The sequence below is a fragment of the Citrobacter sp. RHBSTW-00859 genome (genome assembly GCF_013729795.1).
Classification (GTDB): Bacteria; Pseudomonadota; Gammaproteobacteria; order Enterobacterales; family Enterobacteriaceae; genus Citrobacter; species Citrobacter braakii.
In genome coordinates, this window is record NZ_CP056284.1 from 4,645,556 (window position 1) to 4,671,680 (window position 26,125).

Sequence of the window (26,125 nt, forward strand, 5' to 3'; positions counted from 1 at the left end):
AGAGGCAATAAGCAATGTTCGTGGAACTCGTTTATGACAAAAGGAATTTTGATGGTCTGCCCGGTGCAAAAGATATCATTCTGGGCGAATTGACTAAGAGGGTTCACCGGGTCTTCCCTGATGCTGATGTCCGGGTGAAACCGATGATGACGTTGCCGGCGATCAATACTGACGCCAGCAAGCATGAGAAAGAACAGATAAGCCGTACTGTTCAGGAAATGTTTGAAGAGGCTGAGTTCTGGCTTATTTCTGAGTAATATGAAGCGAGGCGCGCACTCTAATCATGTTATGAATCGACCCGTAGCCTGAACTTTCCAGACAATGGCTACGGTTTTTTAACGATTCGTCAGGCACACTAGTCCTGTTTTTCAGGTGGTATATTGCTTACTTTTTCAACGTGTCAAGTTCTGCTTTCAACTCGTGTACTGCCCCGATCAAGTCAGACACCAGGGCCAGATACGACACGTTAAGGATAGGGTTTTCCGGGTCCTCACCTCCCGCCTCAAACACATATAGTGGGTCCACTTCCTGGAGCTGCTGGGCTATAACCCCGCGGTCTCGTCGGCCATCCCCTCGCCATGTGAACTCGTAAGGCTCTATCCGGCTGACACGGTCCAGGGCACCTGTTTGTGCCGCAGTTGCTTCTTTTTTCAGGCGTCGATCCGAACCTGACGGAAATATCGCCCCATTTGCGGTATTGATTCCTCCGGAACCATTCGCAAAAAGCCAGTACTTTGTATAGCCAGCCCCGTCAGAGCAGGTCAACATTGGGCCTGCTGAGTCTGCCGTCCCTGCAGAACCAATGTAACCACCGAACGCCATGTTTAATGTGAACTGGCTTCCCGTACCTCCTGTTTTCTGTATGGTTGCCATCCCCGCAGGCGCAAATACCCGGCTCCCGGAGTAGATATGCTTTATATTAAAGGGCGCGGCTTTGATTGCCGGTGTGGCTTCCGTAATAACCGTCGTTGGTGCGGAAATATCGCCTTTCATACTAATGGCGAATGTCGCGGTATTTACTGATGCTATGCACTGAGAGAAGTCGGATAAATTACCGAGTGCAGCTGCTGTGTCTTTAAGCAGGTCGGTTATCTTTTTCCAGCTTGGTCCGGAAAACTGAGAGCCGTCAGGCAGCATCACAGTAATATCACCACCGGTGCTGAACACCATTTGCCAGTTCTGCTTGTCGTAATTAAGCCCACGAAGCGCCTCAGTTGTCTGCGCAACCAGCGCAGCGGTCACCTGGTTCTGGGTGGCTCGTGGAACAGCATTCCACGCAGAGGATGCTTGTGACGGGCCGGGATACTTGCTGATCAGGGTGATTTGAGTGTCACTGTCGATCGTCTTTACTGGCAGTGTGTAAGTAATACCGCCGACCGTAACGACAACAAAATCACCTGCAGCTAACTCAGTGGTGAAAGTGGTGTCAGTTCCGGCAACTGAGGCTGAGTTATTATTAAGGGTTAAAGTTCCTGCTGACATGGATTTCTCCTGAATTCAGATAATAAAAAACCCGCCGGAGCGGGATATTTTTGTATTTCATTGAGGACAATTCGAACTGGTGAAGTTATTTTTATTCACCCATCGCCAGTTAAATGGATAACCGGCCCTGTACTCAGTCTGATTAGCAACTTTTCGCACACCGTAAATGTGTACCGACTGGGGCAGCCCGCCAGACACAAACTCAGCCTGACAAACCGGTTTCTGTTTCTCAAGAACAGGTCCTGAACACGCTGAAAGCACCAGACAGACAATAACCGGAATTATTATATTTTTCATTTCGACACCAAGGTTAATTATTTAAACAAAAAATAACCAATAGCATTGAATAATAAAAATAGTTTTAATAGATCAATATTCTAAAATTGATCGTTTAAATCGATCAGTTTAATCATATGCAGCTGTGTTTATCGCCGTTATCACAATGCCACTATTCGTTGATCCGATCGAGGCCCCACTCGCTGTGGTTGAACTTTGCCCCCTAATTCTTGTACCACCAGTGTCGTCATGGCAACCCGTCCCCACATCAACAGACTGAAATATTGGCTGTCCACCTGGTGCAGAACCCGCATGGAGGATGACAGATCCCAGCCCCATCGGATTTACGGCCCATTTTCCTGCCATGTATGTATCAATGTTAAGCCCACCACTTACAGCACCTGGTGAACCAATAGTTGTAAGGTCGCTTAATACCCGGGACTCATTCGTAAGTACCAGTGTCCCTTCGGCATCCCATATAGCCACACCCCAGGCCGGAAGGGTAAGCGGATATATGGCAAAAAAATAGGCCTCAAGGACAAAAGCCGATCCCCTGTAATTAGACGCATCAACACTGAACGTATTGCCACTTTTTGAAGCAGATATCTTCGCCGGGGCGCTGGTTCTTGCAAATGCAATCCCTCCCTTCTGACCGTCGATAGTCACGGACGCCGAAGCACTGTTAAAATTTCCCCCAAAAGTTGAGTTTACAGTGACTTTCCGGTAAAGCGTCATTGGTGTGGAATCAGGCGTGATAAAAGGGTTCCCGTTAGGTAATGAAATCAATGCGCCATATTTAGCCATCTACGCAGTCTCCGCAAAAACGATTAACTGCACTTTGACTGCCGGGTAATCATTGATCCCATCACTACCTGAAGGCTGTATTGTTATGGTGTTTCCAGATGCAATAATATTTCTTTTATCTGTGTAACTTATTGTCCCTTTATCCTCCAGAGTACCAACCGCAAAACCGACCTTTAAACCGGGCTCGAGGTTGAACTGGTAGCTTCCCGTTTTCTGACCTAAAGCAAGATCGATGATTCCCACCACGGTTACAGGTTTAATGCCATAGTTATTCGGGACACCGTTAGCGTCCCATGAGGCAAATCCAAAATCAGACATTGGGAGCCACTCCTGTTAGTTTACCAATCTGCACAAACAAACGACCTTCCGGCCCCGTAAAGGAAAGATTGTTGTCGGCTTTAGAAAGACACCACCCCCCCTGATTTGCTACTTTGTAACCTTCTGACCAGATAGAACCTGAGATTTTCGCATTGTTGATTGCGGCGTTAGCAATTTTGGCGCTTGTTATACTTCCATTCTGAATAAACGCATCGCTGATAAACACCTGACCGTTAACTATCGCAAATGGCGAATAAACATTACTTCCCGAACCGGACATAACAACAAACTGGTTTGCATTAACAGCAACGCGCGTATCTACAGACACTCCATTAATAGTTACGGCTACCGATAACCCGGCATCATAATTTTGCCCCTTATACTTGATCCCCGTTTTCAGGGTATAAATGGCAGAACCACCTGACGCATCGGTATAGGCGGTCATTTTTTCCTGTATTGCAGCTTCTGTATCGCCAAACTGAGCCGCAACATCAGTTTCAAGTTTCGCAACTGCTTTTTCTGCGTCAGCGGCGACTTTAGACGCCTGAATAATGCCAGCCTTGTTTTCGCCATACTGCGCCCATTGCTGATTCACATTGTCGTAATCAGCCAGGGAGTTCTGAAGAATAGCTTCCAGGCTTGTTTCCAGTTGCCCCATTAATGCCTTGCCGTCTTCGGAAGACATAAAATTTTTGCCGATGTCGCCCAGATATTCATCAGCCTGAGAACTCGTTTCCCCCATCACCCAGGCGGTCCACTCACCAACATTGCCAATACGGTCAACAAGACGTGCCCGGTACCACTGCCGGATACCCGCCGGCATCATCCCATGCTGATAATTTGATGTCGGATAAGGAACCAGCGTAAGTTGCTGCGGATTGGCGTGGTCTCCCGTCGTCGAACGCTGGATTTCGGTATATGCCGTATCACCAGAACCATCAGGAAAGGCCCAGGTAATATTGATATTCCAGACAACATTGTCAGAAGCAACCAGATTAACGGGCGTCCCTGGCTTGCCAGCCTTACCGGAAAGGTATGTCTTATCCGCGTAGCCCCATGGAGAAGACGTTTCCTGCGCATTCAGCGCCCGGACACGCACATCATAAATTCCCGTATAAATCCCCTGAGCAGAGAATCCCTGCGCGCTGGTAACCGGAACGTTTATCCAGTCGCCGCTGTCCTTCCTCCACTGAGCAATGTACCGGATTGCACCATCAACCTTATCCCATGACACATCTAGGCTTGCCACAGTCAACCCCTGCGACACATGATCGCTTTCAGTCACCACGATATTTTTCGGCGCAGACAGGACGCTTATCGGCGTGACGGTGATTGGGGCCGACTCAATGCGAACACCATCATCGATATAGCGATATTTGTTCGGATCGTGCTGTACCGCGGTGATGGTAAAGCCGCCGTTACTATCATCACTGGCTGCTATTGATGTGACCCGAAAATACTGAATCGCCAGATTATCACTGTCAATTGCCCATACAGCACCAGCAACAGGTGGCTGGCTGAATGCGGTGGATACCGTCACTGTTTTTTTATCTGCGCTAACAGCACTGATTGTCCGCGTCTGCGCTTTACCATCGGGCAGGTTAACAACCAACCGATCATTAACGGTGTAGTCAGTTGCACGATCGAGGGTAACCTGACGGCCATTCACCGCACTGATTCGACCACCATTCTGCTTACCGGCGCGAAACGGGTCGGCCACACCAATGATTTCCGCAGGTAACGGAATGTACCCGTCGAGTCCTACGCCAAACGACACCGTGCCATCCTTCGCGTTTGAAAGAAGAACCCAACGCCCGCGCCGGTGTGCTTCGCTCTGTGAAGTGCAGCCAATTGCGGTCAGTGTTGTCTGCCGCACATCATACCGCTCAACAAGCCCTGAATCGTAGACACCTTCTACTGTATCGCTGTAGTGATTCTGCGGATCAGACCAGGAAACAAGACAGGAGCTGTAGCGGTTCTTATAAGACCCGCCAGCATAAGTGAACAAGCCATCAATGACATTTGAAACATTATAAACCCAGTCAACATCAGCTTGCGGAACATCAGCCTGGACGTAAATTTTTTCATTACCCCAGAACGTTATGCCACGAAACACAGCAGCCAGATCGCGCAGAACCTGATAAGCATCCTGCTGGTTCTGGATGAATACGTTACAGGTAAAACGGGGCTCTGTTCCCCCTGCTCCGTCTGAAACTTTTTCATCACAATACTGAGCGATGGAATACAGTTCCCACCTATCAACCATGGATACGTCAACGCGCGTACCCATACCATAAATTTCATCCAGCACCAGATCATAGAAAATCCATGCGGGGTTATTTGAATAAGCCATTTTGAAACCGCCGGACCACGACCCGGAGTAGGTACGCGTTGCAGGATCATAATTATCCGGCACCTTAATAAGCTTACCCTTTGGCTTGCAGGTGATTTTCGGCGCGCTGCCGTTGAACTGGCTGCTGTCCACCTCCACAAACAGGAGAGCGGTATTGGGATAACGAAATTTACTGTCGATGACCTCAGCAAAAGAAAAGACTTTAAAGGCATTTACCAGTTTTGAGTTAGAACCACTGGCATCTGGCGTGATACGTCTTACCCGGACGGACCAGCCGGAAACGGAATCCGGCAAGTCAATACGGTGATCGCGTTGATATTCTGTTGTGGTTTTACCATCGAACCTACCATTCACGACCGTCTGCCATGCTGCGCCATCCGTTGATAAATCAATGGCGTATTCCGTGACAGTCCCGACCATATCACCGTTATCTTTATACAAATACTGAACAGGAAGGCTCAGTTTTATACGGATCGCATCAAGAGAAAGATTGGAAAACTGGCGAGTCCACGGCGCTGTAGTGGTTACCGTTACACCCACGGCAAGCTCGTTGTCCACTTCCGGCATACCAGCGATATAGCTCTGGTCCTGAGTGCCTTTACGGAACTCCCATTTCACGCCCTGAAAATTGTATTCACCACTATCATTAGCCAGTGGAGTATCGTTGAGGAAAATCTGCTGTGCTGTCAGGTCACCCTTAATTTCACCTTCTGACAGCGCCACCAGCATTTTCAGTTTTGCCACTGACAACAGATCATCAGGTTGCTCTACTGGCGTATGCGCTTTGCCGCCGCCACCTTTGGCGCCATGAATAATGGTTTCACCTTCGAGGAGTCGCATATTTCACCCGTAAAAAAGGACGCATAAGCGCCCTGAGGTTAATAACTGTCAACTTACTGTTGATCGCTTGAATACATACCGGCGCTGATAATGGCCCCGCCAATTTCTCGCTCCCCATAGAGAACGGGAACGGGATACCCCATAGCCACCGTATTGACTGGCGCACCAAACGCATAGTTGGGTTTATTATCCGTACTGGAAGAGGCGCCAGTGTTAAACGATGGCTGCGGGGTGAGTAGTTGAACTACGCCGCCAAGCATCATTGAAACGCCAATGCCGGTCAGTACCGTTGTGGCGGTTATTGCACCCGCACTCATTGCCGCCCCCCATGCAGCAAGACTGGCACCAGCTGTAAAAAAAGCAGCGACCAGCGCCACTGCACCGATCACTACCTGAAGTACTCCGGCATTTTTTGCCCCCTCAATAATGGGACTGATGCGGTATGTATCACTACCCAGAGTCATATCGAACTCTTCAAGCCCAATATTGCTTTTCCCGCTGAAAAAGGCGAATTGGATCCCCTTCATATGCGCTTCTGACATGTATTTTTTAAATCCCGGCACCTGTGAGCACATCGCTCTCAGCATTTCACGAAGGTCAGCGACGTGGTATTGATGGCGTTTGCCAAATTTCTTCGCCATCTTGCCGTCAAGAATCAGTGTTTTCAGCATTCACAAACTCCTTATGCCTCACCACCCGCACAGTTCTGTCGCGGTAATATTTTCCATATGGGGTACGTGACGACAGATGCCCGGACATATGATGCAGAATGATATTATCGCCAAGATATACCGCTGCATGGTTGGTAACCGAAGCCTGGATGCTCATCATGATAATGTCGCCTGGCCGCATCTCACGGGGAGCCACTTCGACAAAACCTTCCTGTTGCCAGTTGTCGTCGTAGAGATGCTCCTTTCCTTCCTCCCACCACTCATATGGTACCGAGTAGTCCCCCAGAACGAGAGCGAACTCACGCTGAAAATACTCCCGGATAAGCGACCAGCAGTCTGCGTAACCGAGTACCCAAGGACGCCCAACATAGTCACGATCCTCCCGCGGAGAAATCGTGCAAAAATCACCATCTGGCCACGACATGATCCCCCATTCAATACCAGACCAGTCGCACTGAATGCGGTCCATTTCTGACGGCACCAGTTGCACCACGTCAGGATGTGAGTGAATAATCATAATGATGTCACCCAGTTCCCCTGCGCCCATCCTGTCTTCAGGGGAAAGCGTAAACATTTCTTCCGGGTTGTCGGCAATATTGCGACAGGGAATAAACGTCTGCGAGAAACCAGTCTGAATTATCACCCCACAGGCCTCTTTCGGGTATTCCGCAGCGACATGCTGGCGTATGGCATCCATCAATTTTTCACGCATCACTATTTCCCCTGCAGGTTAGCTGCCGGAAAACCACCAAACGGCAGAGGTGCATCCGGATCATGCCGATCCTGGCAATCCCGCCGCCGCCCGCCGCAGACATCTTTCGACGGGTCGTCGGTTGGTGTACCGTTTTTTGTAAAATATTTAGTCCCGTTGTAGTCACATCCGGTGCCACTTCGATACCAGCCACGAAGGCACCAGGTACAGACAGGCGTGATCTGACGAGTTGGTAGCTGAAGACTCTGAATGTCGAAGGGTGAACACAGTTCAAAATCAACCTGAACTCGTGTTTCCACCGTTTTCGCATTCACATAGAAAAGCTGCACCCGCTCGTCAATCGGACTCGCATTCGGGTTGCCATTATCCCAGTTAGCCCCATCCAGATATTTTGCCAGCGTGGTGTGGATCTTTACTTTTGCCTTAACCATGTCGTCATACTCAAGACACAGTGCCGTCACATAATTACCGACGTTACCGACAGACAGCATGGGGGTCGGCTGGACTCCCGTGCTCGAAAGTTCCATACCTTTAAGCTCATATGGATACGGATCATACTGATGCCCCTGCCAGATTATGGAAGGTAGATTATCCGCGGCAAACGACGCCCAGCCTTCCTCCTGGATGTTATGAGCATGAAAGCGCAGAATTTTTTCCATGCCAAAGTCAGTCCCGTCAATCTCAACAAGCTGAATGAGACTGCCAGGTTCTAACTGTTGTATATCACTGATAAAACTCATACCTACCCCCGAAAAAAAAACCGCCCCTTAGGCGGTTTTAATTTATGTAGAGTCTACAAAAATCTATAAGCATGATTGAATTGCCTTTATTCTCTTAACCTTTCCATTCCAAGGATCTAATGATCCTCGAAGAGAGTAATAATTAACTATTACGCTATTTTTTTCATAATAAACATCAACATTATCACTAACCGCTAACACACTGTAAAATCCGTAAGTTTTTTGCGCGGTAACACTATTCCCTAAAGGTTCTTTTTGCCAAGAGGAAAGAATACATTCCTGAGTTTCCTGCGGAGTATGTGAAGACAAAAAAGTAGCAGTTATAGGCTGCTCACCTCGATAGTTATATATATTCATACAACCAGTGAGATTCAACGCGATTGCTAACAACAATATCCTTTTCACTTTTTATCACCTGTAGACGTTTATAAAACTAATGCATAGTGTTATTTGATGCTGTGGTTATGTCATTCATGATACATGATAAAAAAATAACGTCATGGGGCAAAAGCCTGCTCGAAAGTGAATGCTACTGTCGCTTTTATCCCGGAAGGGAATGAAACACTGAATGAATCAGCTTTCACCCGATAGAGATTTTTCTCCCCCCAGGGGTTTGTCCACCAGAAAGAGGCTGTGACATGGGACATCAGAAAAGCACGTAGCACAGCAGCCTCGCTTCGGGTTCCTGTCCAGTCCAGGTTCCATGTTTCGGACTTGTCGTTAATTCCCATCCCGACTATTTGCTTATACCCGTCACCGAACTGAGCCTGAAGCGTGCGGACATTTTCAGTTCCCTGAGCCGTTTTGCGTGTTCGCCAGTTAAACGTGTCTGTCACGATTACCCCCTTGAGTAAAGTAATCCACCCGGACTTATCTCCTTTTTCAGACGGTCGGTGATAGTCTGCTGGACAATACCCTGCAACTGACGTGCTGTTCCTGCGGTACTCGCCTGGCTGACTTCTCCACCACCACTTTGCTGACTGATACTGACCGGAGCATAAACGCTGATCCCCCCTATAGCCGGAACCGGCATATTACCTGCACCAACCAGGCCCCCCGAGGCATAACCGCGCATAAGTCGGTACAGATTGGACACACCGATGCGGCTGGTAGACTCTTTGGTGAAAACGAATTCTCCACGGTGGACAATACCGGCAGGCTCATACTTCCCGCCGTGTCCGGTGTAACCGCCAACGTCGTATCCTGGAGGCCGATAAGACGGCACACCAAACGACTGGCCTGACGTTGGCGCTTTCGCACCGCCACTCACCCAGCCCATCGCGCTCTGGATGGCGTAAGCCACCAGCAACTGATTAATCACGGACACAATCATTTTGAGGATCGAACTGGTGAAGTCCTTAAAGCTGGCTTTGCCGGTTGTCACCAGGCTGGTAAGCTGGCCCGCCAGTCCGCTGAACGTTGCCTGTGAAATCTGCTGAACCGAACTAAAGACGTTTGTCGCTGAATCCTGATATTCAGCCCATCCCTGTTTGGCACCGGCCAGCCAGTTTGCGCGCAGAGCATCTTCATCTTTAAATGTCGCTCTTTGCTCTTCCAGAATCTTTTGCTGAGCCTGCGGATTATGGGCATAGCTTTCACGCAGGCGTTCCAGAGTGGTTGCTCGCCCGGCATCGCGTGAAGAAACCCCTTCTGACTGCGCCTTAATACCCGCTCTCGCCGCCTTTTGCTGCTGCTCAAACTTCACGGCCTGATCGGCCAGTTGGTTGAGCTTTTGCTGACTGGCAACCTTATCGCCCAGGTCGGCCAGCTGCCGCTTGTACTCGAGCGTTTCTTCCTTGTGCGCCAGCAGGGATTTTTCCTGCGCCGTAAGCTGACGACGACCAGCGGCCTCCTGAAGAACTGTGAACTGATTTTCAGTCTGCCAGAGGTCCTGACGCTGTTTGCTGATAACATCGTTCACGCTGGTATGCTGCTCAAGCGTTTTAAGCTGGGCCTGAAGGGTGAGAAGTTCGGCCTGTGCTTTTTCTTCAGCTTTGTCCCCGGCTGGCGTTGAATAGCTTTTGCCTTTTGGGGTTTTGGCGTCCTTAAACTGCTTTTCGATCCCTGCCCGTGCTGCAGCAATGTCCTTGTCAGTCCACAGCGTGGCGATACCGTCTTTCGCATCCTGACGGTTTTTCTCAATAAGCTGACTGAGCTTTTTCTCTGCTGAAGCCCGCTTTTCTGCCGCCGTCGCGCCGGATTCCACCAACTGGTTAAACTGCTGCTGGCTGCGGATTGCCTGAGTTTGCTGATCCGTCCGCATTTTTTCCCGCGCGGCTGTCAGTCCTTCCTGGGCATATTGCTGATCAGCCAGATCATAAGCCTGCTTTTTAAGCTCCACCTGCTGGCGCGCGTTTCTCAGCCTTTCCGCATCAGCTTTCTGCAGAACGTTGTTACCGGCATAATCTGGGTCGACTTTAAGATTGCTGGACAGCGCGCGGTACTCTTTCTCTGCTGCCTGCCATTCAGCGAAAGAGTCCTGGCGCTTCATCGCGGTGTCAGGATTACGCCCTACGCCCAGCATCGCATCCCACGCCCCGGAAGCAGCATTCTTCACCCAGTTCCACGCTTTTTCGAGAGAACCAAGATTGTCCTCTACAGCCCCCGCTCGTTGTATAACGGCGTCAGAATATGCCCGCATTGCCAGCTCGGCTGCTTTCTGCGAATCCCCCAGCGCCTGAGCAGAGGAAATCTGTTCATACTGGGTGGCCGTCAGAAAATGCAGGGAATCATTGAGCGTCGCGACCGCGTTAACCGGATCATCCTTCAGGCGTTTAAACTGATTTATGGTTTCGTCGACGGCCTGCCCGGTAGCCTGCTGCAGCCTGGCGGCGACATTGCTGACCATGCTGACGTCATTACCGCTGAACGCGCCGCTTCCAACGACCTGCGCCAGCACGCCTGCAGCGGCATGCTGAGTGATACCATTACCGGCCAGCGAGCGCGCCAGCGCCTGAAGCTGACCGGATGTTTTACCCGCGTAGTTCCCGGTCAGGATTAGCTGTTTATTAAATTCCTCAGACTCTTTGCTGCCGTCATACCAGGCTTTACCCAACCCAACAACCGCCGCAGCAATCCCCCCGACCATGCCGGCCATGCCCAGCCCGCGTAAAGTCATCAGCTGATCTATCCATCCGGCGCGGTTGGCCAGCGTAATACCGGAACCACGAAGGGCACCAAAGTTACCGCGCATGACTTCGCCCATCAGAACGCCAAGTTCCCGACGCGCCGCAGCACTTTGCAGACCCAGCCCGTGCGTGGCGACTTTAGCCGCTTCAAGCTTACGGATATAAACTTCTGCGGCATCACTGGCTCCAACCTGTGCAGCCTTCATTCGCAGCAGTTCGGTACCGGAGAGCTTTTGCTCCACAACCTGAGACTTCAGTTGACGGAGAAAACGCGCCCGTGCAATCCCTGCTTTCTCTTCGACAATCTGAAGCTCTTTCTGTCGGGCTGTCGTATGAGAGATCAACGCAAGGTAATCCTGCTGGGTAATATTTCCCTGAGCCCTTGCGGCACGAAAGCGTGCCTGCACATTAGCGAGAGATTGTGTTTCTCCGTTCAACTGGCGAACACTGTCTATCTGGCGAAAAAAAGATGCAGCAAGTTCATCCTGCCGCCTTGCGAGCACTGCCGCCTGGCCGTCATTCTCACGCATGCGCTGGCTGAGGTCTGTCACCCGGCGGTGTGTTTCATCAACGGATTTAGATACTTTTTGCCAGTTTTGAGCCAACCCTTCCGTGGCGTCTGCCTGGCGGGATTTGATTTCCGCCGCTGCAGAAGCTCCTGCATCCCCCACACTTTTTAATGCTGCAACCTGTCGCTCTGAGGCGCGCTGCATTCGCGTCTGGACTTTTTCAGAATCATCAGCCATCCCTGTGAGTTGGCCCTTTATGCGGGCAACCTGCTCGCTGAACGTGGCGCTGTCGACATCAAGGTTGATGACCAGATCGCTAATCTGCTGGGCCATATCGGATACCTCCTGTGATCCCCTCAGCTGCGGCCATCAGCGTGTCATCATCCGGTTCATCATCACTGATGATGCTGCCGGAAGGAGAAAGCAGGCTGAAATGTGCGGGGGTAAGTTCCGGATCGCGGAAGAAAATAGAAGAGATGGAATAAAGCAGCCCGGAAAAATGCGCATCGAGCTGCGCGTCCTGAAAATAATGTTCCCGGTAGAACTGGTGCCAGTCACCCAGCTCACCAGAAGTCATTCCAGCCAGCATGGCGCGCCAGTCGGGTCGCCCGAACTCGCGCGCCAGATTCAGGACAAATTTCAGCTCGCTGGCAAGGGCTTTTCCGCCGTAACAGCTTCTGCGCCTTCGGCCTCTGATGGGGCACCTGGATCGTCAGTGTTGTCATCATCAACCGGAACGAGCATGCCGGAGAGCAACTTAACCTGCATTTCAGCCTTGCCGATCGCTTCCGGCGGCCAGCCTTTGAGAACCTGCTGGTAAAGTGCTTCTTCGTCGGGACCTGCGGGGTCATTATGCCAGAGAGAAAGTGCGATCACGCGCGCACCGCAGCGGATGTTTGAACCCACCAGACGGGCAGTCATTTCCTGATCGCTGATACTGTCGCTTTCATGGCCAAGTGTCTTTTCTTCCGCAGCCAGAAATTCAAGGTACTCAATACGCTGAAGCGCTGACAGTTCATTCAGCGTGGTGGATTCGCCAAGGTAGTTAAATGGTTCTTTTTTGAGGAACATATCCCCCTCCTCAGGAAACGGTGACAGTGACTTTGCAGACTGCAACGAAATTGCCGTCGCTGGTCATAACAATAATGTCAGCGTTACCGGCTGCCACACCCGTTACGGTGATCGTGTTTCCGCTTACAGATACCGTCGCTTTTGCCCCATCAGAGGTTGCCACGCGGAACGAAGGATCCGATGCACTGGCAGGATTAACCGTCACATTGAGCGCGGTGGTCGCTGCAACGGCGACGCTTGCCGTGGATTTATCCAGCGTAACACCTGTAACAGCAATGGGCGCAGAACCACTTTCTTCAGCCAGTTCGGGCTTGCCGGTATTGGTGATTTTCGCTGTGCGAGTAATGACCTCTTTTGCCGGGATAGCTTTACCCAGGCTGCTGCACCAGCCGCGGAAAACGTCGACGGTACCATTCGGATATTTAATCTTGTACACCCGGACAGAACCATCGTTAAACCAGGTGACCAGTTCTTTCTGTCCCTGTTCTCCCGGCTTCCAGGCAAGCGTAAGTGATGTATCCCCTGCCGATTTTGCCCCCTGAGCGGTCGCGTTCCAGTCGGCGTCCTCATCATCAAGGTAGGTGTCGTCATACGATTCGGCGGTCATTTCGCCCGGCGTCAGCTCTTTAATTTTCGCCAGACGGTTCCAGTCGATATCCGAGAGTGGGTTAGCGAAAGCGTTACCCGTTCCTGTGTAAAGCCAGAGTGTGGTACCGGCGCCTTTTACGGGCGCCAGTGGATTGGGTGTAGGCATAAATACCTCTTACATTGAATACGTTAATGTGTACGTGAAATCGACGGAACCCCACGTGGCCATTTCATCATCCCGCTGGTAGTCATAGCCCTGGGGAGTCATTGTTTCGATTAATGCGTCAAGACCCGGAATGTCCTCCATCGCTGGATATATTTTCTCTTCCATCCAGGAATCCAGCGCTGTGTCAGGGCTGGAAGCCTTAAGAAACACCTCGATATGGAGCACGGCCTGCCACGAATCTTCATCGAGCGAATCACCGGTGTACTCCGCATCAGAGATATACACCGCCACCGCAGGCAGATCCTGCTCCTCCAGAAACACGGGACGCCCGTCAAACCAGGTAACGGTATCGGTGATATCAGCTTTCAGTTTCGCCAGAATGGCTGCACGTATAGCGCTGTGTCTGTTCATCGCTTCAGGTGGATCCTCAGTTGGTTTTTCAGTGCTGCGGAAAGTTCTTTGGGCATGTCGCTTTCAATAAGGCGTTTTGAAATCGAGGTGAAAGCTACTGTCAGCGGTGTCTCAAGAGGAACTTTGACCACATCAATGGGATAACGGGCTTTACCTACGCGCCGCATGACCTGCCAGCGCCCGCTCGCCAGTTGTTGAATAAACGCATTGCGAAAGGTATAGGGTCCGATTTTAAGGACGCTGCCCGATCCGTTTCTGGCCCCTTTTTTACGCGACAGCCGGACGCGAGCAGTACCAAGCTTTATCGCGGGAAGATTACCGCGGTTGATTTTTATTGACGCGACTGGACGATCGTGGCGGGCCTTGCGTAAACGGGAACGCTGCCGGACCAGACGAACCGGAAGCCCCGTTTTCCGGTTATCATCCACCTTTGCCTCTTTCGCTACAGTTTTGCTGCCCTGACTTATCGTTCTGCTGGCCACACGGTTAAGTGCTTTCGCAGTTGCCTCAGGAACGATTAACCGACTGAGGCTGTTGAGATTCTGAATAGCCCTTTCCAGGCCTTTAACCGACATCCCCCCTCCTATTCGATAAAGATGCGCGGCTTACCGTTAAAGCGCTCGTGACGGGTCAGATGGAATTCCTCCCCCTCAAAAATCACCACATCATTACGGCGTGGCTGGTAGCCAGCGGTAAACACCACCAGCGACCGCCCTGTTCCGCTTAAAGGCCCCATTTCTTCCAGAAACTCAGCCGGAATAACAATCATGGGATCCCCGTTGATGATCGCTGGCTTTCCCATTTTGTTCACCGTGACCGCATCCATGCGGCTGACAAGTCTGTCAAAGGGATTAGGCATTGATTTTCACGGCTACAATTGCGGAACTGGCAGTTGCATCTTCCCAGGCAACCCCGGCCAGATCGGCACCTGTCGCGTCGTTCTGCACTTTGCCATCTTTGATATGAACCTGCTCACCGATGGTGATCGCATCGGTAGTCAGCTTAGGCAGCAGGAAAACACCTTCGGCAAAACCGTCTCCTGTCTGGCCTGCCGCAATATCAGTAATGGCAATCGCCACGACTTTCCCCACCATCACCGGCGAACCACTCAGGATCGCAACGCTGCCCGTGTTGGCAATCTCAATGGTTTTGCCATGCTGTACAAAATTCTTCGCCATAAATTCAGTCTCCATCCAGCCCCATACGGGGCCGAATTCAGATACAAAAAAAGCCCTGATGGGCTGTGATGTGCTGCTTGAGTGGAAGGGATTATTTCCCGGTTGATTTCGCCATGCCGCGATAATCCAGAGGAGATACACCGGCATCAATGCGCACTTTGGTGGCAATACCGTCGGTAGTGAAGCCTTCCTGCTGATCGATATACGGAGTATCAACGCCGTTCAGGTAAGCCACTTCGATGGTGTCCGTGCCCTTAGCGGCGGCCAGATACCAGGCGCTGGTGTCTTTGGCATCAAGACGCGGCTCCGCGATAACTTCAGCAAAGTTCTGAATTGGGTTCATGATACCGGCGTTGATATCCGCCCCTTTCACACTGGCAGACTTGATCGTCTGGTTTGCCAGGGTTTCGAGCGCGACTGGCACCAGCATGAATGCCGGGCGAATATTCAGGGGACGCTCACCCTCTTTCTGCAGACGCATCATCTTGCGCGCTTCATCAAGGCTGGCTACAGAAATCGCGCCTGCGGAAATATTACCGTGATCAGCATGGAACAGCGGCTTACCATCAGACAATTTCGCGTTTTCGGTCAGAACGGCATACACCAGGTCGCCAATCGTCCCTTTTGCTGCACGGCCCATCTTCATAGGAACATCGGTTAACTGATTCAGATCGTCGTTGATGATCGCCTGACGGGTGATAGAGAAGATTTCACCGTAGGTGGCCAGCGCGATGCTTTCACCTTTATCTTTGGTGGTCACATACTTATATTCAGCACCTTCGCGTACCTGACGCAGGGATGAGAAGCCGCCCAGACCGACACGATGCGCCGTTTTAAAGTCAGACAACTGGCCTTTCTTGGTCCACTGCTCAAAAGTTTCTGCCGCTTCCTCCCAGCCCTGCAGTAACGCTTTATTAGCAACGTCGAGCAGGATATTACCGAAGTCAGACGTGCTGTGCGTCAGTGCCATACCGACCATTTGCATCGGGTTATAGCTGGAAACGCCGATGCCGCGTTCGGTCAGTGCCATACGGGCATATTCGCGCAGCGTCATGCCGTTATAGACGTTGTCCCGCTCCAGGCTCTCGAAGCCAGCGCGCGCCATCAGTGCCTGACGAACTCCGTCGCCAACAAAGTTACCGTTCCCGGCGTAAATGTGCGCATCCGTAGTTTTATTCGACGGAGTGGCATTTTTGCCCAGCGCCGCCAGCAATTCATCTTTAGCCTGAGCCACTGTGCATTCCGGATCCGCGATGCATTTATTCTGCAGCTCATGATGCTTGCCACCGAACATCGCAAAGAGATCGTTAATTGCGTTAACACGGTTCTTTTGCTCGGCAAGCACCTGTGCACGGATAGTGGCTTCATCAGAAGTGGACGCTGGCGCTGGGGTCGTCGTTGCCGCCACCTGTGGTTGCGGTTGCTGCGGTTCGCGCTGGGTAGTATTGCGCGGCGGGGTGATCATGTTACGAATGCTGTTTGGCATCTTTTCAAAGTCCTCAATACGTTTTGATTGAATACAGGCCATCGCCTGCAGAGATGTAGTGACCTGATCGGCAAAGCCATGCGCTAAGCATTCTTTACCATCCATCCAGGTTTCATCGTCCAGCATGGCGGCGATTTCATCGGTCGTTTTTCCTGTTTTCTCCGCGTACGCCGGGATCAGGACAGACTCGACCTTATCCAGCAGATCGGCATAATCCCGCATGTCGTTGGCATCGCCACCTGCGAATCCCCATGGTTTGTGGATCATCATCATCGTGTTTTCCGGCATAATTACCGGGTTGCCAACCATCGCAATCACCGAAGCCATTGAAGCTGCCAGACCATCAATGTGAACGGTGATTGCCGCGCCGTGATGCTTCAGGGCATTAAAAATGGCGATGCCATCAAAGACATCGCCACCGGGCGAATTGATATGAAGGTTGATATGGGTAATATCGCCCAGCGCCTTCAGGTCATTCACAAACTGGCGCGCCGTCACCCCCCAGTAGCCGATCTCGTCGTAGATATAAATATCCGCTTCGTTGTCGGCGCTGGCCTGCATACGGAACCAGGAATTACTTTTTGCGCTGGCTTTCGGACGGTGGTGCGCCCGGTTCTTTGGCTTCGGCACTTGTGCCTCCTTTGTCATTGGCAGGGTCAGTGTCAAACACCAGCCCCATCTCTTTGTTTTCGTCGATCTCTGCCTTCCGGCGCGCCTTCACATCGTTCGGGTTACGTCCGCTGGCGCGGACCCAGTCGGATTCCGTTGCCGCTCCGCCCCGGATCTGTAACTTCCAGGCATTGGCCTCTTTAACCGGATCGATCCACGGCATAACAGGGCCGGAATACACCGCCGAGTACAGCGACTCCATATCCAGACCGCGGGGTAATTTAATCTCGCCAGCGGCCACCGCCATTTTCAGCCAGGCGCGGTACATTGGCCGGGTCACCGCGCCAATAAACCAGTCCTGTAAAATGAGATAGCCATCTGTTGATTCCACCAGTTCCTGCCGCTGCGCGCTGTAGGTGCCGTTGTAGTTTCTGGCTGTGCTTGAAAAGCTGAGTCGGCTGCCTGCTGCAACAGCGCGAAGTTGCCCATTTCGGAAGGTTTCAAGGTTAGGATTGGGCCGGTCAGATTTCACCATGCCGATATCTTCACCAGGTTTCAGATCGTCATAAATGATGCCAGGCTGAATCATCAATTCCCGATCATCATCATCGGAAGAACTGTTACCCTCCTCTAAGCTTTGCCCGTCCCCCTTTTTGATGTACATACCCAGCGCAGCAGCAATACGTGCGGCGGTGAGCTCAGCATCTTCATACTCTTTGAGTGCACTCAGACGCATCAGTACACCGGATAGCATCGATACGCCCCGGGTCTGGTGCAGACGGCGGACAAATTTAAGATGCAGCATGTTTTCCGCATCCACTTCTTTGGTATCAAGCTGACGGCCTGAAACGGGCAGGCTTTTATAAACCTGATATTTCCTTGGTCTGCCCCAGTTGTCGACGAATACCCCCTGATTAAGCTGGCTGGCAGCATCGCTGTTCATGGGAATAAAATCTGGTTCAAGCGCTTCAAGCCAGAAGGGGATACCGGCTGCTGGCGTAAGACCATTCCCGGTTCCACTGACAAGCTGGGCAAACACTTCGCCATCCCTCAGCCAGGTGCGCAACATCAGGCGCTCAAGCATCGGGCGGGTAAACTGGTTCGTGACATCAGGCCTGACAGACCATTCTGCCCATTTATTACGGATCTGATCTGCAAGCTTTTTGGCGATTTTACCGTTCATCAGTTTGGGATGGGGTTCAACAATAATTCCGGCTTTCCCAACCACCCGCTCTTCCAGCTTATCGAACACCCCAATCACCAGATCGTGATTGTTATCGAGCCACCTGGCCTGCTCCCGCAGTGATACCGCCCCCATTTTGCTGAGCTGATCAGCTGAACGATTTTCACGGCGCCCTTTGTGCGTTCTGGTCGGGGTAACGGCTTCATATGCCCTGATTTTCGCGCGCGCCTGCAGACGGGCAGCTTTCCAGCCAGGCGAAAAGACCCCAATCGCATCATCTAAAAGGCTCATTCAAACCTCGCCAGTCGGTAACCGGGTCGCCCGCGGCGATGAGAAATAAGAGAAGAGAGCCGACGCTCCCACTCCTGACGCCCTTTTCGGATTTCAGACAGGTTCTCCATCGTCATTTCCTGCCCATTGAAACGGATAGTTTTGCCATCCAGCACCGCCATTTCGGCTTCGGTATATCGCTGGATCATGGCTTCAATATCAACACGGTTCACAACCATCCTCCTGATGTACTCCAGGGGTTAGAATCATCGGTTACGGGCTTTTTCCGCTTCCGTTTTTTGGTGGGTACTGGTTCTGGTGTCTGGGATGCCGCTTCGCCAGCTTCCGGCGGCGCGTTCTCCAGCCAGGTTTCCCGCCTCGCCCACTCAGGAGCAGCGGGCCATTTGATTTTCTCGTAGCCGTGGAGGATGGCGAGCGCATCAGCGTAGACCAGCAGGTCAAATGCTTCGTTTGCACCACGTCCCGGCTTACTCCATTTGCCATCAGTCGATCGCTCCTCATAGGTCAGTTCATCGTAAAACCAGCTGCCGAGCCAGTCAGGGAAATGCACATAGCCAGGGCCTGGTGAATCACGCCACAAAGCGTTGTTCACCCGGTCTTTCAGAGCATCGGTCTGGATCAAGTAAAGCGGGACATCACCAGAAGCCTGTGCCCGTCGGCTTGAACGTCCGGTATTATCAGGAAAGGTTCGGGAGATAAGTTTGGATCGGCGGACACTGTCGCCTTTGAACAGGTAAATCTGTTTTCCGAGTCCTTCACGACGACACTTACGCCAGAATTTATAAGCGTTGTCGGTCACACCATCCTCACCGCCGGAGTCAACGGCCATCGCCATCAGCCGCATACACCTAGTCGGATCCGATGCCATTGGCCAGGCTTTGTTAAACACATCGGTCAGCAATAAATCCCAGTCTTCCGGATAGCTTGCCGGGTCAATCTGCTGGCTCTCGCCATTGGCGTCATAGCGCATCGACTGCCTGATATTGTAGCGGTCCACCAGCCAGCGCTCTCCCATGCTGCCGTAGCCAGTAACCTGAACAACAAAACGCCGGTTGCGCCCCGCCTGAACATCGACGGTCGCCATAAGGAAACAAACCCCGTCCGGAACAGAGCGCTTTGGTACAACCTCCGCACGCTGCTCAAGCAGTTCACTTTTGCGCTGTTCCATGCTGGAGCGAGGAAGATACGGACGCCCAAAGTCGGTGTTGATTACCGTCTTCAGTGCCTCCTCGCTGCCAGTGGCCTGATAGTCCTGCTCAGCGGTAAGAAATTTATAGATGAGCTGCGCCCAGGTCTGGTACGCGGCGGCAGGGCCTTCCATCCAGAAGGAGGCAATGCGCGAGCGTCGCCCTTCCCCAGTGATAACACCATCGTTGTCGATGGTTTGCCCATCCCGCAGCCACTTCCCTTTCATATTGAGCGAACGCTTCATATCCGCAGTGATGTGCTCTTTACAGGCAGGGCATTGAAGACAGGCTTTCTCGCTGGCCTGAACAGGGTCCGCGATATCGCGGTAACCTGTCATATTGTCCATTTCAGGCTGGAAATATTCACCGCAATGTGGGCACGGCCAGTAAAGGCGACGGCGATCACCACGGTTGTACAGCGCCAGAATCCCCGTTGAAGGAGGTGCTTCATGCGGTGAGCTACGGCGCCATTTTGTGTCACGTATGTCGCGGCCCGGCGAACTCTCAACCAGTGTCATACCTGACGACATGAACGTTGTTGTTCGCTTTGATGCCAGTGAAAAGGCGTCACCTTCCCCGTCAATGTCTTCCGGGAAACGGTCATAGTCGGTTAGTGCCACGCATTTATAGTCCGATGAGGACATGATATTGACCGATGGCCAGCCGATTTTCAGGTAGTTCCCGGCGCGAAACGTGCGGTCATATACGTTGTTATCATTACGCCGCGGGCTCAGTCGGGATTTCACTTCAGGGCTGCAACGGAATGTACGATCAAGACGCTTTTTGGAGTGCTCGCGCGCCTTTTCCTCAGTCATCTGAATCAGGAGCATATCAGCCGGATCACAGACAACGTTGTAAACAATCCAGCCATCAATCAGACCAATGGTTTTACCCGTTCGCGCCGGACCAACAAACACTACCGCGTCATATTCACGCGATGCCAGGCAGTTCATCGGTTCAATCACGTAAGGTGCCAGATCCGGATCCCATGGAACGGAGTTACCCGCCCCCATCGGCACGCGCATATAAGTACTGACCGCATCGGCCACCTGCATTCGACGCGGGGCACGTAAGATACCGGAAACATCGCGGCGGATGCCTCTGGCGGATGCCCGCTTTGCCATCAGTCCTCCTCTGGCTCTTCCTCCTCTGCTTCAGCGTCCTGCACCCTCTCCGCCATCTGATCGCGCAGGTCATCAATAACGCTCTGCACGCGAGAAACCGCAACAGGCGTTAATGCACAGTCACGCTCAAGTACATCAGGGAGGGTTTCAAGTACCATGACGACGGCTTTCGCCATCAATGAGAATTCGCGCGCCACTTCATCAGCGGGAATGAGCTGCCCCGTATCCTGCTCAAACTTGAGTCGCTCATTCTCCGCTTTCCAGTGGGAAAGCCTGTCCGATGGCAGCATGTCATCGATATTGGCTGACACAGTGGGGATCATCAGTTCGGTCAGAATGTCGGTGATCAGGTAAAGCTTTAATTTGCTGTTGCTACCTGGTGCCGGTTCAATATTTTTCAGCCTGGCGGCGACCGTCTGACGGTGTACGCCAGTGATCCCCGCCAACTGGTTGATATTCAGTTTTAAAGTGGCAATTTCCTGGTCCATGATGGTGAACACTTTTTAAACGATTCGACATCTGCACGAAATCGCCTCCAATGAGATCAATAACCTGCGCAAATGATGATGATGACCTTAGATCTGAAAAACTAGCCGTTTTCCGCGAGCACGCCGCCCCGTGGCAGGCCGCCCCGCCAGGAGGACCCGCCAAAATGGTAATGGTTATCATTTTCATGATTGACAGTGATCATAAAACAGCCCCGCTATTGCGAGGCTATGGGGTTGTTGTTTGACTCTCTCACCGAATCGTAAATACGTTCACACGTCATCCCGGCGGTGTAGCGTTCGTCAGCGATTCCAGCATATCGCTTAGCTTCTGCTGCAATATCTCCGAGCATGTCGGCGAGCACTGCGGCGTCGGCTCCGGCTGTTTTGCTTCTGACGGCAGCGGTAAGATCTGCGGTGTGCTTTGCGGCGTCCAGACGGGCGGCAAGCTTTGTTGCTTCTGTGCGCAACTGGCTAACAGTGGCAGACAGGCCAGCAGCAGTGGCAGCAGATTTAGCAGCTTGTGCTTGTGCATCTTTTACAGCCTCATCACGGGCAATTATGCGCCCTTGTTCAATCCAGCGGGCGGCAGTCTGCGCGTTCGCTTCCTGTGAAGATTCCACGCTATTGCGGTCAGCCCACTTCTTTTGCCAGCCCCGCTCACTCCAGACATTCCCGGCAAGAAACGCACCAGCCATCAGCAACAATACAATGATTGTTTTCCACCGGGCCTTAACTAAAGCAAAGATCGCTGTCATACCAGCAACGCCGCCCGCGCTTTGTTATAACGACTATTTCTGTCAGCCAGTCCATTCTGGCCACCGTTAATGATCTGCGTGACACGTACAACATCACCTGAATACATCAGGCAACCACGTAACGTGAAATACCAGGCAGCAGAACGGGCTGCATGCTTCTCCTGTGTCAGCAACTCTGGTGTGCTGATCAGATCGAGCTTCAACGCCGCACCGCATTTAACGTAGTTCTCGCGGCCAGTGATTTGAAGCAGGCCACGACCGCGATATTTCCAGCCATCACCCTGGCTGTTATTCCCCATGCGGTCACCGTACACCAGATTGGCTATTTGCGGCTGGTGGGCCACCTGCTTACCATCGACACGACCCAGCATTTCACACTGATAAGGAGTAAGGCGTTTACCAAAGGTTTTCTTCAGCCCCTCTACCGAGTAGTTGAAGCTTTCCACCAGCGAGGTAAAACCCGCAGACTCATGCCCAACCTGGGCGATGAACATAGCCAGATCGTTCGTAGCTGTAATGCCAAACTCTTTCATTGCCGCATCAATGTGCGGAAACCAGCGCGCAGAAAGCCCGGCGCTGATACCAGCCGCCTGCTGAAATTGTGATTGGTTCATTAGTGCCTCAGATGATCAACCAGACGTGCCACGTTGCCTCTTACGGCGACCAGCACGGACAGGAAAATAAAGTTGGCCCCGATAGTGGCCCATGATGAGTACGGGTAAATACCGCACAGATACGCCAGCGGAACGGCGCTGTAGATAACCGTAAGCAGCCACGCTAAACGAGATATCCACGGTCGATGTCGCGAGTCGCCGCGACGGTAAAACATCAGGGTTAACACTACCCCAGCACAAAGCAATGCATTAAAAGTTGCCGATGGGTCATTTTGTACCACCTGAACCTCCCCGGCGCGTTATCAGCGCCACCAGCGAGCCGACATCCTGATTATTCAGGAACGTCAGGATTTTGACGGCTAAAGCAGAAACGATTACGGCGCCAATGGCATCCAGTGGTTTATCACTGTAGCCGGTAGCCTGAGCCAGCTTTGAACCCACCAGCCCGGAACAAAGGATCCCCGCGATATACGAAACCAGAAAATATGCCAGTCGGCGCGCTGCACTCAGGTCCGCTGTGGTTGCAATGTAAAATACAGCTCCGGCAAACGCGCCAAACACCACGCCGTAATCGGTTCCGGACAGAAATCCATAGACGCTGGCCCCCGTCAGGACACCACCAGCCAGCCCAGTACCGGAAATCGGATCGGACATTTAGCCCCCTCTTAATTGCTGTGATTCCTCTCAGAAATGAGGGGATGTGGAATCAGGCAACCGGGCTCTTTTGTTCAAATAAAAGTAAGGATGATTCCCGGTGCCTGAAAATGGTAATCGCCACAGCAACGGGGAAGCGTGGTGATCGTTATGATTTTTTCAGTTTTTCCACCTCTTCGGTGGTCTGTATAAACCTGTCTTCCTCCAGTTCTACGCCGATCGCCCGACGGCCAAGTTCTATTGCTGCTTTCACAGTTGAACCAGAGCCCATAAAGAAATCGGCAACAATATCCCCCGGCCTGCTGCTGGCGCTAATGAGCTGTTTCAGCATATCGGCAGGTTTTTCGCATGGATGTTTGCCTGGATAAAACTGAACAGGCTTATGCGTCCATACGTCGGTATACGGAACAAGAGCGGAAACAGAGAAGCAGCGCCGGAGGGTTTTGTATTCCTCCAGCAATTCTGAATACTTGCGGTTTAATGACTGATAGGTAGCTACCAGCTGGTGGTGAGGATGTTCAAGCTTCTGCTGAATGTGCTTATCGATAGCGATCCGCGTGAACAGTTCCTGCAATTTTCTATAGTCCACTTCATTTGGTAGTTGCCATTGGCTTGCACCAAACCAGTGTGACGCCATGTTTTTCTTTCCGGTTGCCTCAGCTATTTCTTTCGAGCTGACACCCAGTGATTCACGGGCATTACGGAAGTAATCAATCAGCGGCGTCATAATGTGCTGCTTTAGCTCTGTGCTTTTCCTTTCGTAAACATCCTCTTTACCTGTGTACGGCCCAAGATAGTGCTCAGCAAACAAAATCCGTTCCGTAGATGGAAAGTACGCGCGCAGGCTTTCTTTGTTACATCCATTCCAGCGGCCCGATGGTTTTGCCCAAATGATGTGATTCAAAACGTTGAACCGGGCACGCATCATAATCTCTATGTCTGAGGCCAGTCGGTGACCGCAAAACAGGTAGATGCTGCCAGCAGGTTTAAGAACGCGAGCATACTCAGCCAGGCAGCTATCAAGCCAGCGTAAGTAGTCCTCGTCCCCCTTCCATTGGTTGTCCCAGCCGTTGGGCTTCACTTTGAAGTACGGAGGATCCGTAACTATAAGATCAATAGAGTTATCCGGGAGGGTGGCGACGTAATGCAGGCTATCAGCGTTGATTAACTCAGCACTGTTTATTTTTACAGTATTTTTCATAGATCAGTAAGCGTAACTCTGATAGGCTCACGTTGCTTTTGCGCTAAAGCAGTGGGCCTTGGTTAGCTTGTGACCTGAAAGCATGAGCTGATGGCTGGCCGGGTGCGCTAACACCCACCAGCCGCCCATTTCCACAGCAGAAAGCCCCCATTACTGGAGGCGTTTATAACATCCAAACTGGTAATCAGATAACCCCGCCATCACCAGCTGTGTGAGTATGAGCTGACAACGTTCGCGGCTGAGGTGGGTATTCTGTGCAATCTCCCCAGTCGTTGCTGGTTTATCGCTTAATTCATTGAAAACAGCCTTTGCCGTTTCTGTCATATCTTCCTGATTTAGCATGTCTTTTACCTAAAATTAGTTGCGTGACATACAAATAACTCTGGTTGGTGATACCAGCAAGAGAAGAATTCCATTCTGCGACCGCCAGCGCCTTTATGCGCCGTGCATGGCTGATTTGCCATAAAAAAACCCGCTCATCGGCGGGTTTATATAACTTTGGCAACATATCAAATATGCTTTAAATATGGCTTATTTTGTTGCATTTTGCAAGCGCGTTTGAAGGAGATAGTGAAATTTACTTCACATTTCTGCCACTTTGAGGGCTTCTTCTTCCTCATAGTATTCAAGAGCCATGGCCAACGCTGATTCATCAAGCTGCATAAAAGCGGCCTTTAACCCAGCCCAGTGCCCTGAATAGACACGCAACCATGTCGAACGGTCAACGCTAACCATGCGGGCCAGTGCCGCACCAGCGTAGTCTTTATAGGTTTCATTGTTTCGGGTTGCGGCAATTTCCTGCCCTGCCAGCCATACCAGGCCTATCAGTTTCTTTACTACGCGCTCCTGAAGCGAGTTTTCACCCAGGCATTTCTGATAAGTCTTCCAGACGTATTCACACATCATCACCTGGTGCTTATAGCTAAGGTCAAAACCGTAGCAGTACCGCAACCAGGCCTGCTGGTATCCACTAAGCGCGGACACTGCCCTACGCCACGGCGCGGACTCAAATTCCGCATCTTTTATCGGCGGCATTGGCCTGCGGCGGCTGCGTGTTTCCAGCACATACAGTGGCGCGGAAAGCGAGTTAACAAAGCGTGGCCCCTTCTCTCCTTCGAGTTCGACGAGATGAATTCCACGGCGCGGGGTGGCATTTTTGTCTGCTGGTGGGTGTTCACTGAAAGCCTCAAGCTGCCCTTTTGTTCCCCCAGAGAGGTCAGGTAGCGCGCGGCGCAATTCTATTCTTACAAAATTCAGGTCTTGTTGATTCATGCTTCTTTGCGCTC

Annotated in this window: 31 protein-coding genes and 1 pseudogene; 1 reads left to right on the forward strand and 31 read right to left on the reverse strand. The window is 51.7% G+C overall.

The features are described from left to right. The first annotated feature begins 14 nt into the window (after positions 1-14). Positions 15-257 (forward strand): DinI-like family protein, encoded by a 243-nt coding sequence (locus HV302_RS23225; RefSeq protein ID WP_181626617.1) that lies wholly within the window; start codon positions 15-17, stop codon positions 255-257. A gap of 127 nt (positions 258-384) precedes the next feature. On the opposite strand, the gene HV302_RS23230 is transcribed toward HV302_RS23225, so the two are convergent. The 31 genes and pseudogenes from HV302_RS23230 to HV302_RS23370 form a co-directional block, all read right to left on the reverse strand. Continuing rightward, entirely contained in the window at positions 385-1,482 is a 1,098-nt protein-coding gene (locus HV302_RS23230; RefSeq protein WP_181626618.1) for a tail fiber domain-containing protein, read from the reverse strand. A gap of 57 nt (positions 1,483-1,539) precedes the next feature. Beyond that, the gene (cor, locus tag HV302_RS28415) at positions 1,540-1,779 is read right to left on the reverse strand and encodes a phage exclusion lipoprotein Cor (RefSeq protein WP_232794673.1); all 240 of its coding nucleotides are present in this window, start codon (positions 1,777-1,779) and stop codon (positions 1,540-1,542) included. 108 nt (positions 1,780-1,887) lie between these two features. Continuing rightward, positions 1,888-2,562 carry a hypothetical protein gene (locus HV302_RS23235; protein ID WP_161668396.1) on the reverse strand — a complete coding sequence of 225 codons (675 nt, stop codon included), beginning with the start codon at positions 2,560-2,562 and terminating at the stop codon, positions 1,888-1,890. Beyond that, positions 2,563-2,880: a hypothetical protein gene (locus tag HV302_RS23240; RefSeq protein WP_048220767.1), complete on the reverse strand. Its 318-nt coding sequence runs from the start codon at positions 2,878-2,880 to the stop codon at positions 2,563-2,565. Then, on the reverse strand, positions 2,873-6,073 hold the full coding sequence (locus HV302_RS23245; RefSeq protein WP_181626619.1) for a host specificity protein J: 3,201 nt from the start codon (positions 6,071-6,073) through the stop codon (positions 2,873-2,875). Before HV302_RS23245 ends, HV302_RS23240 begins: the two co-directional genes overlap by 8 nt. Positions 6,074-6,126: 53 nt before the next feature. After that, positions 6,127-6,744, reverse strand: a complete 618-nt coding sequence (locus tag HV302_RS23250) for a tail assembly protein (RefSeq protein WP_181626620.1) — start codon at positions 6,742-6,744, stop codon at positions 6,127-6,129. Next, on the reverse strand, positions 6,722-7,456 hold the full coding sequence (locus HV302_RS23255) for a C40 family peptidase (protein ID WP_181626621.1): 735 nt from the start codon (positions 7,454-7,456) through the stop codon (positions 6,722-6,724). Before HV302_RS23255 ends, HV302_RS23250 begins: the two co-directional genes overlap by 23 nt. 2 nt (positions 7,457-7,458) lie before the next feature. Next, positions 7,459-8,196 (reverse strand): phage minor tail protein L, encoded by a 738-nt coding sequence (locus HV302_RS23260; RefSeq protein ID WP_181626622.1) that lies wholly within the window; start codon positions 8,194-8,196, stop codon positions 7,459-7,461. 63 nt (positions 8,197-8,259) lie between these two features. Continuing rightward, complete coding sequence (locus HV302_RS23265; RefSeq protein ID WP_151237491.1) at positions 8,260-8,601, reverse strand: hypothetical protein; 342 nt, start codon at positions 8,599-8,601, stop codon at positions 8,260-8,262. Between the two features lie 92 nt (positions 8,602-8,693). Then, positions 8,694-9,032: a phage tail protein gene (locus HV302_RS23270; RefSeq protein ID WP_151237493.1), complete on the reverse strand. Its 339-nt coding sequence runs from the start codon at positions 9,030-9,032 to the stop codon at positions 8,694-8,696. Positions 9,033-9,034: 2 nt separating this feature from the next. After that, a complete protein-coding gene (locus tag HV302_RS23275) occupies positions 9,035-12,166 on the reverse strand; it encodes a phage tail tape measure protein (RefSeq protein WP_181626623.1) in 3,132 nt (1,043 codons plus the stop codon). After that, positions 12,159-12,530: pseudogene (locus HV302_RS23280) on the reverse strand (phage tail assembly protein T); the annotation flags it as partial. The pseudogene HV302_RS23280 and the gene HV302_RS23275, both read right to left, overlap by 8 nt. Continuing rightward, a complete protein-coding gene (gene gpG / locus HV302_RS23285; protein WP_047499062.1) occupies positions 12,473-12,904 on the reverse strand; it encodes a phage tail assembly chaperone G in 432 nt (143 codons plus the stop codon). The gene gpG and the pseudogene HV302_RS23280, both read right to left, overlap by 58 nt. A gap of 10 nt (positions 12,905-12,914) precedes the next feature. Continuing rightward, complete coding sequence (locus HV302_RS23290) at positions 12,915-13,658, reverse strand: phage tail protein (protein WP_103848673.1); 744 nt, start codon at positions 13,656-13,658, stop codon at positions 12,915-12,917. A gap of 9 nt (positions 13,659-13,667) precedes the next feature. After that, positions 13,668-14,069 carry a phage minor tail U family protein gene (locus HV302_RS23295; protein WP_127790513.1) on the reverse strand — a complete coding sequence of 134 codons (402 nt, stop codon included), beginning with the start codon at positions 14,067-14,069 and terminating at the stop codon, positions 13,668-13,670. Beyond that, a complete protein-coding gene (locus tag HV302_RS23300) occupies positions 14,066-14,644 on the reverse strand; it encodes a phage tail protein (protein WP_086504790.1) in 579 nt (192 codons plus the stop codon). Before HV302_RS23300 ends, HV302_RS23295 begins: the two co-directional genes overlap by 4 nt. Positions 14,645-14,652: 8 nt before the next feature. Beyond that, on the reverse strand, positions 14,653-14,928 hold the full coding sequence (locus tag HV302_RS23305) for an ATP-binding protein (RefSeq protein ID WP_086504789.1): 276 nt from the start codon (positions 14,926-14,928) through the stop codon (positions 14,653-14,655). Next, a complete protein-coding gene (locus HV302_RS23310; RefSeq protein ID WP_181626624.1) occupies positions 14,921-15,247 on the reverse strand; it encodes a DUF2190 family protein in 327 nt (108 codons plus the stop codon). Before HV302_RS23310 ends, HV302_RS23305 begins: the two co-directional genes overlap by 8 nt. A 91-nt stretch (positions 15,248-15,338) precedes the next feature. Beyond that, the gene (locus tag HV302_RS23315) at positions 15,339-17,363 is read right to left on the reverse strand and encodes a ClpP-like prohead protease/major capsid protein fusion protein (RefSeq protein ID WP_220131621.1); all 2,025 of its coding nucleotides are present in this window, start codon (positions 17,361-17,363) and stop codon (positions 15,339-15,341) included. Further along, positions 17,308-18,816 (reverse strand): phage portal protein, encoded by a 1,509-nt coding sequence (locus HV302_RS23320; protein WP_047499054.1) that lies wholly within the window; start codon positions 18,814-18,816, stop codon positions 17,308-17,310. Before HV302_RS23320 ends, HV302_RS23315 begins: the two co-directional genes overlap by 56 nt. Beyond that, entirely contained in the window at positions 18,813-19,028 is a 216-nt protein-coding gene (locus HV302_RS23325) for a hypothetical protein (protein ID WP_001082414.1), read from the reverse strand. The genes HV302_RS23320 and HV302_RS23325 overlap by 4 nt, the downstream gene beginning before the upstream one ends. Further along, on the reverse strand, positions 19,025-21,127 hold the full coding sequence (locus HV302_RS23330; protein ID WP_071681911.1) for a phage terminase large subunit family protein: 2,103 nt from the start codon (positions 21,125-21,127) through the stop codon (positions 19,025-19,027). Before HV302_RS23330 ends, HV302_RS23325 begins: the two co-directional genes overlap by 4 nt. Continuing rightward, the gene (locus tag HV302_RS23335) at positions 21,127-21,615 is read right to left on the reverse strand and encodes a DUF1441 family protein (RefSeq protein WP_044700360.1); all 489 of its coding nucleotides are present in this window, start codon (positions 21,613-21,615) and stop codon (positions 21,127-21,129) included. The genes HV302_RS23330 and HV302_RS23335 overlap by 1 nt, the downstream gene beginning before the upstream one ends. A gap of 215 nt (positions 21,616-21,830) precedes the next feature. Then, positions 21,831-22,370, reverse strand: a complete 540-nt coding sequence (locus HV302_RS23340; RefSeq protein WP_071681467.1) for a DUF2514 domain-containing protein — start codon at positions 22,368-22,370, stop codon at positions 21,831-21,833. Next, the gene (locus HV302_RS23345; protein ID WP_065944629.1) at positions 22,367-22,984 is read right to left on the reverse strand and encodes a glycoside hydrolase family 19 protein; all 618 of its coding nucleotides are present in this window, start codon (positions 22,982-22,984) and stop codon (positions 22,367-22,369) included. Before HV302_RS23345 ends, HV302_RS23340 begins: the two co-directional genes overlap by 4 nt. Next, the gene (locus tag HV302_RS23350) at positions 22,984-23,265 is read right to left on the reverse strand and encodes a phage holin family protein (protein ID WP_024160547.1); all 282 of its coding nucleotides are present in this window, start codon (positions 23,263-23,265) and stop codon (positions 22,984-22,986) included. The genes HV302_RS23345 and HV302_RS23350 overlap by 1 nt, the downstream gene beginning before the upstream one ends. Then, positions 23,252-23,638: a phage holin family protein gene (locus tag HV302_RS23355; protein ID WP_065944628.1), complete on the reverse strand. Its 387-nt coding sequence runs from the start codon at positions 23,636-23,638 to the stop codon at positions 23,252-23,254. Before HV302_RS23355 ends, HV302_RS23350 begins: the two co-directional genes overlap by 14 nt. Before the next feature lie 148 nt (positions 23,639-23,786). Next, positions 23,787-24,839: a DNA-methyltransferase gene (locus HV302_RS23360; RefSeq protein WP_131351221.1), complete on the reverse strand. Its 1,053-nt coding sequence runs from the start codon at positions 24,837-24,839 to the stop codon at positions 23,787-23,789. 150 nt (positions 24,840-24,989) lie between these two features. Beyond that, positions 24,990-25,181 (reverse strand): TrmB family transcriptional regulator, encoded by a 192-nt coding sequence (locus HV302_RS28420; RefSeq protein WP_181629377.1) that lies wholly within the window; start codon positions 25,179-25,181, stop codon positions 24,990-24,992. Further along, positions 25,132-25,347, reverse strand: a complete 216-nt coding sequence (locus HV302_RS23365; protein WP_181502010.1) for a hypothetical protein — start codon at positions 25,345-25,347, stop codon at positions 25,132-25,134. The genes HV302_RS28420 and HV302_RS23365 overlap by 50 nt, the downstream gene beginning before the upstream one ends. 74 nt (positions 25,348-25,421) lie before the next feature. Further along, entirely contained in the window at positions 25,422-26,111 is a 690-nt protein-coding gene (locus tag HV302_RS23370; protein WP_181502011.1) for a bacteriophage antitermination protein Q, read from the reverse strand. Positions 26,112-26,125: the final 14 nt, after the last annotated feature.